Source organism: Candidatus Korarchaeota archaeon NZ13-K, assembly GCA_003344655.1.
In the GTDB taxonomy this organism is placed as follows: Archaea; Korarchaeota; Korarchaeia; order Korarchaeales; family Korarchaeaceae; genus Korarchaeum.
Genome location: MAIU01000048.1, coordinates 1 through 8,701, shown reverse-complemented (window position 1 = coordinate 8,701; position 8,701 = coordinate 1). Strand labels below are relative to the sequence as shown.

Annotated in this window: 10 protein-coding genes, 6 tRNA genes and 1 other annotated feature; of the genes, 12 read left to right on the top strand and 4 right to left on the bottom strand. The window is 60.3% G+C overall.

The window, feature by feature from the left end:
* Positions 1 to 50 precede the first annotated feature (50 nt).
* Both BA066_05500 and BA066_05495 read left to right on the top strand, forming a co-directional pair.
* A tRNA-His gene (locus BA066_05500) sits at positions 51 to 123 on the top strand.
* Positions 124 to 289: 166 nt separating this feature from the next.
* On the top strand, positions 290 to 853 hold the full coding sequence (locus tag BA066_05495) for a hypothetical protein (GenBank protein RDD53245.1): 564 nt from the start codon (positions 290 to 292) through the stop codon (positions 851 to 853).
* Here the strand turns inward: BA066_05495 and BA066_05490 are convergent.
* Positions 854 to 929: transfer RNA gene (locus BA066_05490), tRNA-Ala, on the bottom strand.
* A gap of 54 nt (positions 930 to 983) precedes the next feature.
* On the opposite strand from BA066_05490, the gene BA066_05485 reads away from it, so the two are divergent.
* Positions 984 to 1,202, top strand: a complete 219-nt coding sequence (locus tag BA066_05485; GenBank protein ID RDD53244.1) for a hypothetical protein — start codon at positions 984 to 986, stop codon at positions 1,200 to 1,202.
* Positions 1,203 to 1,265: 63 nt separating this feature from the next.
* Positions 1,266 to 1,337, top strand: a tRNA-Cys gene (locus BA066_05480).
* A 37-nt stretch (positions 1,338 to 1,374) separates the two neighbouring features.
* Here BA066_05480 and BA066_05475 read toward each other — a convergent pair.
* A complete protein-coding gene (locus tag BA066_05475; GenBank protein RDD53243.1) occupies positions 1,375 to 2,601 on the bottom strand; it encodes a hypothetical protein in 1,227 nt (408 codons plus the stop codon).
* A gap of 29 nt (positions 2,602 to 2,630) precedes the next feature.
* On the opposite strand from BA066_05475, the gene prf1 reads away from it, so the two are divergent.
* The 8 genes from prf1 to BA066_05435 all read left to right on the top strand — a co-directional run bounded on the left by prf1 (position 2,631) and on the right by BA066_05435 (position 5,993).
* A complete protein-coding gene (gene prf1 / locus BA066_05470) occupies positions 2,631 to 3,905 on the top strand; it encodes a peptide chain release factor 1 (GenBank protein ID RDD53242.1) in 1,275 nt (424 codons plus the stop codon).
* 30 nt (positions 3,906 to 3,935) lie between these two features.
* A tRNA-Ala gene (locus BA066_05465) sits at positions 3,936 to 4,011 on the top strand.
* Between the two features lie 220 nt (positions 4,012 to 4,231).
* Positions 4,232 to 4,306 (top strand) — tRNA-Ile (locus tag BA066_05460).
* A 12-nt stretch (positions 4,307 to 4,318) separates the two neighbouring features.
* A complete protein-coding gene (locus tag BA066_05455; protein ID RDD53241.1) occupies positions 4,319 to 4,699 on the top strand; it encodes a hypothetical protein in 381 nt (126 codons plus the stop codon).
* A 52-nt stretch (positions 4,700 to 4,751) separates the two neighbouring features.
* Positions 4,752 to 5,303: a DNA-directed RNA polymerase gene (locus BA066_05450; protein ID RDD53240.1), complete on the top strand. Its 552-nt coding sequence runs from the start codon at positions 4,752 to 4,754 to the stop codon at positions 5,301 to 5,303.
* Positions 5,300 to 5,491 (top strand): DNA-binding protein, encoded by a 192-nt coding sequence (locus BA066_05445; protein ID RDD53239.1) that lies wholly within the window; start codon positions 5,300 to 5,302, stop codon positions 5,489 to 5,491. Before BA066_05450 ends, BA066_05445 begins: the two co-directional genes overlap by 4 nt.
* A gap of 47 nt (positions 5,492 to 5,538) precedes the next feature.
* Complete coding sequence (locus BA066_05440; protein ID RDD53238.1) at positions 5,539 to 5,832, top strand: 30S ribosomal protein S24e; 294 nt, start codon at positions 5,539 to 5,541, stop codon at positions 5,830 to 5,832.
* Positions 5,826 to 5,993 (top strand): 30S ribosomal protein S27ae, encoded by a 168-nt coding sequence (locus BA066_05435; protein ID RDD53237.1) that lies wholly within the window; start codon positions 5,826 to 5,828, stop codon positions 5,991 to 5,993. Before BA066_05440 ends, BA066_05435 begins: the two co-directional genes overlap by 7 nt.
* A gap of 131 nt (positions 5,994 to 6,124) precedes the next feature.
* Here BA066_05435 and BA066_05430 read toward each other — a convergent pair.
* Positions 6,125 to 6,199 (bottom strand) — tRNA-Arg (locus BA066_05430).
* Between the two features lie 511 nt (positions 6,200 to 6,710).
* Positions 6,711 to 8,683 (bottom strand) — a sequence feature (possible 23S ribosomal RNA but 16S or 23S rRNA prediction is too short).
* Positions 6,815 to 7,150 carry a hypothetical protein gene (locus tag BA066_05425; GenBank protein RDD53236.1) on the bottom strand — a complete coding sequence of 112 codons (336 nt, stop codon included), beginning with the start codon at positions 7,148 to 7,150 and terminating at the stop codon, positions 6,815 to 6,817. It overlaps the preceding feature by 336 nt.
* Positions 8,684 to 8,701: the final 18 nt, after the last annotated feature.

The window sequence follows — 8,701 nt, the reverse complement described above, 5'->3', positions numbered from 1 at the left end:
CCAAGCCGGAGACCCGGGTTCAAATCCCGGCGGCCGCACCACCTTTCCTTGCCGGGGTGAGGTAGCCTGGTAACCTGGGGGCCTGTGGAGCCCTTAACCCGGGTTCAAATCCCGGCCCCGGCCTCCCCGATTCTAACCACACAATAAGGCGTGGAATGAGTCAGAGCGTTTCTCTGATTCCCTGAATGACGGGCTCACCGGATCATTAAATATCTCCCACCCCCTAGGTCGGCCCGTTGGCGTCGATCCCTAATCAAGTTTTTATTGTGAGCTTGATCCCGCGATGTCAATGAGGCCCCTTCACATCACCCCCCTCGCCCTTCTCCTGCTCCTCTCCCTCCCAGTGGTCTCGTCCCAATCCGGCTGGGACCTCGCGATAGAGAAGGTGAACCTGGCCTCAGCGAGCGTGAGGCGAGGGGAGCCCCTTAAGATGGCCGTTTACATTAGAAATAATGAGAATAATCCTTTTTTAGGTGTAATAAACGTGACGATGCTTATTGACGAATCCAGGGTTCCCGTGCTGATGGAATTCATCTGCTTCGGTGGCGATGCAGCGGCATGCCCCTCACCCAGCGCCCCGGGGTTCGGCGTCAAGGACCTGCCGGCCAGGGGTTACGTCAGCCTCGTGTTCGATCTCGACACCTCTGGCATCTCCCCGGGAACTCACAAGCTGACAATTGAGGTTAGGCCCAGGGGTTACACGGATCCTGATCCCTCCGACAACAGGTACTCAGTGGGCTTCACAGTCGAATCCGGGGCCGAGAGCTATTCCATGCCTCCATCCCTCCTAGCAGCCTTGGCGGTCCTCATCGCCATAACAATGATCCTCTTGGTGAGAAGGAGGAATCGCTGATGGTGGACCCGGCGGGACTCGAACCCGCGACCTCCGGCTTGCAAAGCCGGCGCTCCACCACCTGAGCTACGGGCCCATTCAGACGCCCGGGGGAGTTATAAAAGGTTTGCCTCCCACATCCGCCCCATTTTTGAAAATTTTTATTTACTTTTTGGTGATTCTAGTGAATGTAACCCACAAGATGAAGGAAATAGGGGAGTTCTTTGGATTCAATGGCGTGACCGGACGCATCGATCCCAGCGCGGGTGCTTCAGGTAACATTATGGGATCCTATGATCCACTAATTTCATCACCAGTGGTTTCAGTTGAACAACTCTTTCATTTTTCGGCCCCTAAATTTGAAAGATAGCCACCGGAGGGGCGGGTCACTCCCCGGCAAAGCTTATTAGCCTGAGGCCTCCTGAACACCCGGGCCGGGTTGGCCGAGCGGCGCAGGCAGCGGGCTGCAGACCCGTGGACGGGGGTTCGAATCCCCCACCCGGCTCTTCAAATGGATCCGATTCTCCTGACCCAGGGAGCCCCTATGGCGAGGATCTCGTCTCATGAATCGACCTCTTATCGAGCCTTCCCTTCCTCACTCCCCTGGCAGCTCTAAGATCCTCGGTCATCCTGAACAGAGTTTCCAAGAGCCTCTCTTCAACGGGATCCGGCTCCACCCCCCTCCTGGGGGCCATCCTCCTGTAGGTCCTTATAACGGAGTCCAGCTCTATCTCGAAGAGCCCCCATCCCAGGCTCCTCCCGTATATCGTGAAGGGGGGGACCTCCTCATCGACCAGGCCGTGGACGTGAGACGCTGCCCCTATTATGGTCCCAGCGTACGTCAGGGTCCCTATTGAGAGCTTCGCATGATCCCCCACGTATGCTCCGACCTTGTTCAATCCCGTGGGCTGCCCCCTAACCCTCACTTCTCCGTAGGTGTTCTTCAGGTTCGAGGTGACGGAGCCGGCCCCCACGTTGACCCACCTCCCCACGTAGCTGTGCCCTATGAAACCGAAGTGTATCTTATTCGAGAAGTCCGATATGACGCTGGTCGATACCTCACCCCCGACCCTGGCCTGCCTCCCCACGTAGCTCCCGGCTACCCTGCTCCCTGAGACCACCTGGGCCCCCTCGCCCACGTAGAGGGGCCCCTTGAGGTGGGAGTATGGCTCAAGGACGACGCCGCTCTCCACGACAACAGGCCCCTCTCTGGCATCTATCGTGACGGGCCCCAGCACCTCGACCCCCTCCCTCACCACGACGGGATGCTTCCCGACCACCGTGAGCCCTCCCACGGATATCTCGCTCCTCCCGTGCATTGCTGTGAGATCCAGGGACATGAACTCAACAAGGGAGATCGGTGAGATGTCCCAAAGGTTCTTGATGAGTCTGAACTCGCACGGCCTGGCCCTCCCAATGATCTCCCCCCTCATGACTGCCCTCACGGTGTCCTCGTCCAGCTCCCTCAGCTTGGCGGCCACAAGCTCCCCCCGGCTGACCAAGGACTCGCCCTCCTCCAGCCTCATGGCCTCCCCAAGGGCCTCGGTGCTGAGCAGCCTGGAGTTCAGCAACAAAGCTGGTTCGCCTATCTCCGGGACCCTCTCCCTCGGGACCCTCTCCCTCAGCTGATCCCTCACGGCCCACTTGGTCTCAATCCCGTGGATGATCTCGAACCTCAGGAACTGCTTCCCCCCTCCCACGACCACCTCCTGCATGGGTATCAGGTCCGTCAGGGGGCTCAGCCTCATTACCGGGGTGTCCTCGAACAACACCACCTGCACGTCCGGGTCGTGATGCCATAGCTTTTAAATGTCGAATCCAGTCTGGGAGGGGAAGGAAAGTGTCGCTGACGTACGAGAGGTATGAGTTCAAGAGGCTGATAAAGGAGCTGAAGGGGAAAGTGGGCAGGGGGACGGAGCTGATATCCCTCTATATCCCCCCAGGCAGGAACGTGTACGATGTTGTCAAGTACCTGAGGGACGAGTACGACCAGGCAGGAAACATAAAGGATAAGCTTACTAGGAAGAACGTTCAGAGCGCCATAGAGAGCATAATACAGAGGCTCAGGCTTTACAGGGAGATCCCAAGCAACGGACTGGTCATATTCTGCGGAGCAATACCGCAGGGGAAGGACAGGGGGACGGAGAGGATAGAGATATATGTGATAGAGCCTCCGGAGCCCGTCAGGTCCTTCCAGTATGTCTGCGATCATGAGTTCTACCTAGAGCCCTTGGAGGAGATGGCGAGGGAGAAGAGGGTGTACGGGCTAATAGTGATGGACAGGGGAGGGGGGCTGATAGCAACCCTCAAGGGCTCCAACTACGAGATCATCGACTGGGTGAGCTCTGACATACCCCCGAAGCACAGCGCCGGGGGACAGAGCCAGAGGAGGTTCGAGAGGATAAGGGAGGAGAGGGTTCACGACTTCTTCAAGAGACTGGGCATCAGGGCCAATGAGGCCTTCCTCCCGCTGCTGGACGAGCTGGAGGGCATAATAATAGGCGGTCCGGGGGACGCGAGGGAGAGATTCGAGGAGGGGAACTACCTGGACTACAGGCTCAAGGAGAAGATAATAGCGAACCTTCCCCTCTCCTACACCGAGGAGCAGGGCCTCAGGGAGCTCATAATAAAAGCCGAGGATCTGATAAAGGAGTCAGCGCTTTACAAGGAGAGGGTGCTCGTCGAGGAGGTCTTCAGCCTCCTCGCCAGGAGCCCTAAAAGGGTGGCATACGGGTTGAGCGAGGTCGAGAGGGCGGTGGAGTCCGGGGCAGCTGAGAAGGTGCTGGTGATGGAGGACCTCCCCTTCAAGAAGGTGAGGCTGCGATGCGAGGTCTGCGGCTACGAGGAGGGGAGGGTGATGAGGAAGGGGGAGAGCGTCGACTCCTGGGAGTGCCCGAACTGCAGGGCCACCAGTTACAGCGTGGAGGAGGTAGATCTGATAGAGTACCTCGGGGAGATGGCCAGGCAGTCGGGGGCTGAGGTATACGTGATAAGCGGGAGCAGCGAGTGGGGCATGCAGCTGAGGTCCCTCGGCGGTGTGGTGGCCGTGCTCAGGTACGAGCTGAGGGGTTGATTTTTTAAATCCGGCATACCATTTAGTGTTGGGCCGGTGGCGCAGCCGGTAGCGCGCCGCCTTCGCAAGGCGGAGGTCGCGGGTTCGAATCCCGCCCGGTCCACCACTCTAGCCCAAGCTGGGCTGAAATCCTCAATGAGAGCACGCTGGAGGTTACTAGCGATCCCTTAGGACAGCCTAGAGCTCAGGATACAGGGGAGATTCTTGAGAGATGCCCTGCAATCGTGACATCAGGGGCTAGATGACCTCTCGGAGGGCCACTATACTCGGGCCCAACTCCGGCCGGCGGGGAGTAGCTTTTTAAGTTGGGAGGCCGCAACCCAGCGGGGCCCGTGGCTCAGGTTGGTTAGAGCGCCCGGCTGATAACCGGGAGGTCGGGGGTTCGAATCCCCCCGGGCCCATCGGTGGTGAAGATGAGGAGGCTCCTGTTGGACGCGTCATTCCTCATGGCCCTGACTGAGCTCACCCTCAGCATGGAGGACCTCCTCGCCCTCTACCCGAGGGCCGAGCTTCTGACAACGGCATCAGTCGTTGAGGAACTGAGGTCGGCCGGGAGAAGGGCCAGGGTGGCGCTCGAGGTGCTGAGGAGCTACGGCGTCAAGATACTGAGCTCGGAATCGGATGATGCCGATGATGATCTGCTGAGGTGCGCCAAGAGGATGGGCTGCGCCGTGGCCACGCTCGACCTGGAGCTCAGGAGGAGGCTGCTGAAGGAGGGGATAACTGTGATATACCTCAGGGCCGGCAAGAAGCTGGTGGTGGACGATCCCTCCAAGCTGACCGAGGAGAGCTGAGGCTAGCTAAAGGTTTTAAAGGCTTCCCCCAATGAGGCATTGCCCCCGCTAGGTGATGCCTTTGTTCTATGAGGTGGAGCTGTCCGACGTGGGTTACGTGAGACCCTCTGACCTGGGGAAGGACGTGAGGGAGGTACTTAGGGAGCAGTTCAGGGCCAAGTACGTCGGGAGATTCGTGAAGGAGGCCGGGCTCATACTCGAGGTGCTGGAGGTCACCGGGTTCGGCTACGGCACCTCCATAATAGGGAGCCCGAACATATACGTGAGGGCCAGGTTCAGGGCGCTGAGCTACATGCCTTTGAAGGACGAGGTGATAGAGGGAGAGATAGAGAACGTCGTCGATTACGGCATATTCGTGACGGCCGGTCCGATAAACGGATTCGTTCACATCTCGCAGCTCGGGGATGACGTCTTCGTCCACAGGGGAGGGGTGATGCAGGGGAGGAAGCTGAAGGTGACGCTCAGGCCGGGTGACGTGGTTAGGGCTAGGGTCACCGCCGTCAGCAGGGCCGATCCATCCGCCCCCCTGAGGGGCGAGCCCATCATAAAGGTGGCCTTGACGATGAGGCAGCCCAAGCTGGGGAAGCTGGAGGTGGTTGAGTGAGATATAAGGCTTGCAGGAACTGCAGGGCGATAGTTGAGGATAAGGAGGAGAGGTGCCCTGTTTGCGGCTCCGAGGACTTCACCTACAACTGGGAGGGGATAGTGGCGATAGTCGATCCCCTGAGATCCCATGTGGCCAGGGCCTTGGGTCACGAGAAGGCCGGGGTGTACGCTCTCAAGGTCTATTGATCAGTTAAGCTTAAAAAGGACCCACGAGGGTGCTGCGAGGTGTGGAAATGGAGCTGGAGCTCGTGAGCAGGAGGGAGAACTCGCTGCTAAAAAGGGACGAGCTGGTGTTCAGGGTCAGGTTCAGGGGAGGCACGCCCTCCAGAAGGGAGCTCAGGGAGATGATAGCGAGGCACCTTGGTAAATCCCCAGCGAACATATTCATAAGGAGAATATCAACGGAGTACGGGAAGGAGGAGGCGCTCGTGTTTGTCATGGCTTATCACAGCAGGGCCATGGCTCTAATGATGGAGCCGAAGCACATCATCAGGAAGAACGAGGGGGCGGAGGGGGTGGCATCCTGAAGCACAGGCCGGTCCAGGTCTGGAAGTACTATTCGGTGGAGGGGGACAAGCTGATCAGGAGGAGAAGGCAGTGCCCTAGGTGCGGTCGCTTCATGGCCGAACACGAGGATAGGTACACTTGCGGGGGCTGCGGCTATACGGAGTTCAAGGGAAGAAAGTGACAGCTTTTTCATTCAAAATCCCATTCAGGCCCATACCTTTGGTCCTGATTTGTCTGAGGGGGCTCTGGGGGTATCATGAAGACCAGCGAGGGGTTCAAGGAGGCCAAGATACCTAGGCATGACTAGGTGAGCGGGCCCGGCGGGACTCGAACCCGCGACCTCCGGCTCCGGAGGCCGGCGCTCTGACCTTGCTGAGCTACGGGCCCGTGATCGTCGGGAGTCACGAGATAAAAACGATGAGCCTCAGGGATCGATCCCTCGGGGGTGCTGGGGTCGAGCCGATCCTCGCTCCCCACTGAGGGGAGCGACTCACTTATCAGCCCCCTCGCACGGTTCCAGAGAACCAGTTGACCGTGAAGAGGAGGCGTGGTGGAAGTGGAGCCGCGAAACGTGAAATAGCGTCATCGAGAGAGTTGCTTCAGCTGGAGCGGGACCATGAAGTGGTATTCGGAGCTATTCTCATCGATCTTGAAGGGACAACCATTAGGAGAGGATGAGAGCAAGGAAGGGTGCTAGTTGGAGGGGCATGTCTCATCAGCCCGCTCAACAGCTCCACATGACGTGAAGAGATGCAGCTTAACGGGGAAATCACGATCTAACGTTTCAGCCTTCAGGCGCCGCGGGCTGGAGCGCTCAGCACAGTTCGAGGATTAGCCGGCCGGCGCCCTTCGCTCTCGGGCTTTGGGAGGGGTAGGCTGAGGCAGTCCGCTCACGCTCCTGCCTTACACCACCCCCCCATCGAACGGGTCTTCTACCCGCGCCCTAACCCCACTGGGGGCGGGGCCGCCTATTTTCGGGGGCCGCTTCGGGCTTAGATGCTTTCAGCCCTTACCGGTTGGGGCGTGGCTACCCGGCGACGCCCTGGAGGACGACCGGTACACCAGAGGCCCCGGCACCCCGTTCCTTTCGTACTTAGGGTCCCTTCCCCTCAGGCGGCCCTGCAGCCCCAGCAGGTAGAAACCGAACTGGCTCGCGACGTTCTGAACCCAACTCACGTTCCCCTTTAATGGGCGAGCATCCCTACCCTTGGGGGCTGCTGCACCCCCAGGATGGGCAGTGTCGACGTCGGGGAAGCAAGCGGCGGGGCCGATGGGGACTCTCACCCGCCACGGCTCCGTTACCCCTGGGGTAACTTTTCTGTCGTACCCGGCCCTCACCGAGAGGGCTCGAGTGTTCGCTAGGCCCGGCTTTCACCTCTGGATCCCACGCGTTTAGGGATCCAGTCAGGCGGGCTTTTGGCCTTGCCCTCCTCGGTGGGTTTCTGTCCCACCTGAGCCCGCCTTTGGGCGCCCCTGATATCTTTGCAGGGGCGTACCACCCCAGCCAAACTGCCCACCTAGCCCTGTCCCGCCGGAGCGGTTAGTGGTACAGCCGGAGAAGGGCGGTGTTCCATCGTCGCTTCAGTCACCCCCTGGAGGGTGACCACATCGCTCCCGCCTACCCTCTGCATCCCCAGCTGCATCCCAAGGCCAGGCTGCAGTGAAGCTCCACAGGGTCTTCTCTCCCCACTGGGGCGTCCCGGTCTGTACACCGGGATGCGGGTTCACCGGCATGCGGGAGGGGACAGCGGGCACCTCGTTAAGCCATTCATGCACGCCGATTTTTATTCGGCAAGGCATATGGCTACCTTTCCCCCGGGGGATCCCACCGCCTAGCGAGATCAATAATCCTTACGTTCGGCAGCGGGATCCTCCCGTTAAGAGAGTCAGAGTTACTCCCGGCTTTCACCGGCCCTTCACCCCGTTGTACCGGGGCTTCAGGTACCGGCATTGGCCAGGCCTCATCCCCCGTACACACCCTTGCGGGCTCGCGGGGAACTATGTTTTTGTTAAACAGTCGGGCGCCCCTTGTCACTGCGACCTGCGAACCCCCTTTCGGAGGAACGCAGGCACCCCATATCCCGAAGTTACGGGGCTAATTTGCCGAGTTCCCTCTCCCGCGTTAGGACCGAGAGGCCTTAGGCCTTCTCAGCCAGCGCACCTGTGTCGGTTCTCGGTACGGACACCGGAGATCGCTCCCCACTCCCTTTTCACGGGCCCCAGGCATCAGCCGAAGGCCCCCAAAGGGACCCCCATCACGCCTTCAGCCGCCTCTCACCCTTGAGGTTCTCAGCGGCCTTCAGCGCTTGGACGGGTCGCCCGCCTCAGCGGGCCCCCGCTCGGCCTAGCCCGAGGCGTCAGGAGCGGGGCCTGCGTTGCCGCCTACCCCGGTGGCGCCGGAATGTTAACCGGCTTCCCTTTCGGCGGCTACCTGTTGGGTGCCGCCTTAGGACCGGCTGACCGCCGGCTGACGAAGCATTGCCGGCGAACCCTGGCGCTTTCGGCCGTGGGGATTCTCACCCCACTTCGCTGCTACTACCGCCGGGATTTGCAACACGTACCGGTCCACCGGAGCTCACGCCCCGGCTTCTGCCCGGTACGCGCGCCCGCCTACCCGGTGCTTTCGCACCGCCGGGGTATCGGTGCCTGGCTTCAGCCCCGACTCATTTTCGGGGCCTCCCTCCTCGGCGGGTGAGCTGTTACGCACTCTTTAAAGGATGGCTGCTTCTGAGCCTACCTCCCCGCTGTCTTAGGAGGGAGACTCCCTTCGGATTTCGGCACTTAACCGGGACTTGGGGGCCTTAACCCCAGTCCGGGTTGTTCCCCTCTCGGCGACAGAGCTTCCCCCTGCCGCCCGGCTCCCCGCTTCTACGGGGAGGGCGCATTCGG

Bases quoted from the DNA above. Each gene is read 5' to 3' on its own strand.
- BA066_05495 (RDD53245.1), top strand. From the start codon at position 290: ATGAGGCCCCTTCACATCACCCCCCTCGCCCTTCTCCTGCTCCTCTCC.
- BA066_05455 (RDD53241.1), top strand. From the start codon at position 4,319: ATGAGGAGGCTCCTGTTGGACGCGTCATTCCTCATGGCCCTGACTGAG.
- BA066_05440 (RDD53238.1), top strand. From the start codon at position 5,539: ATGGAGCTGGAGCTCGTGAGCAGGAGGGAGAACTCGCTGCTAAAAAGG.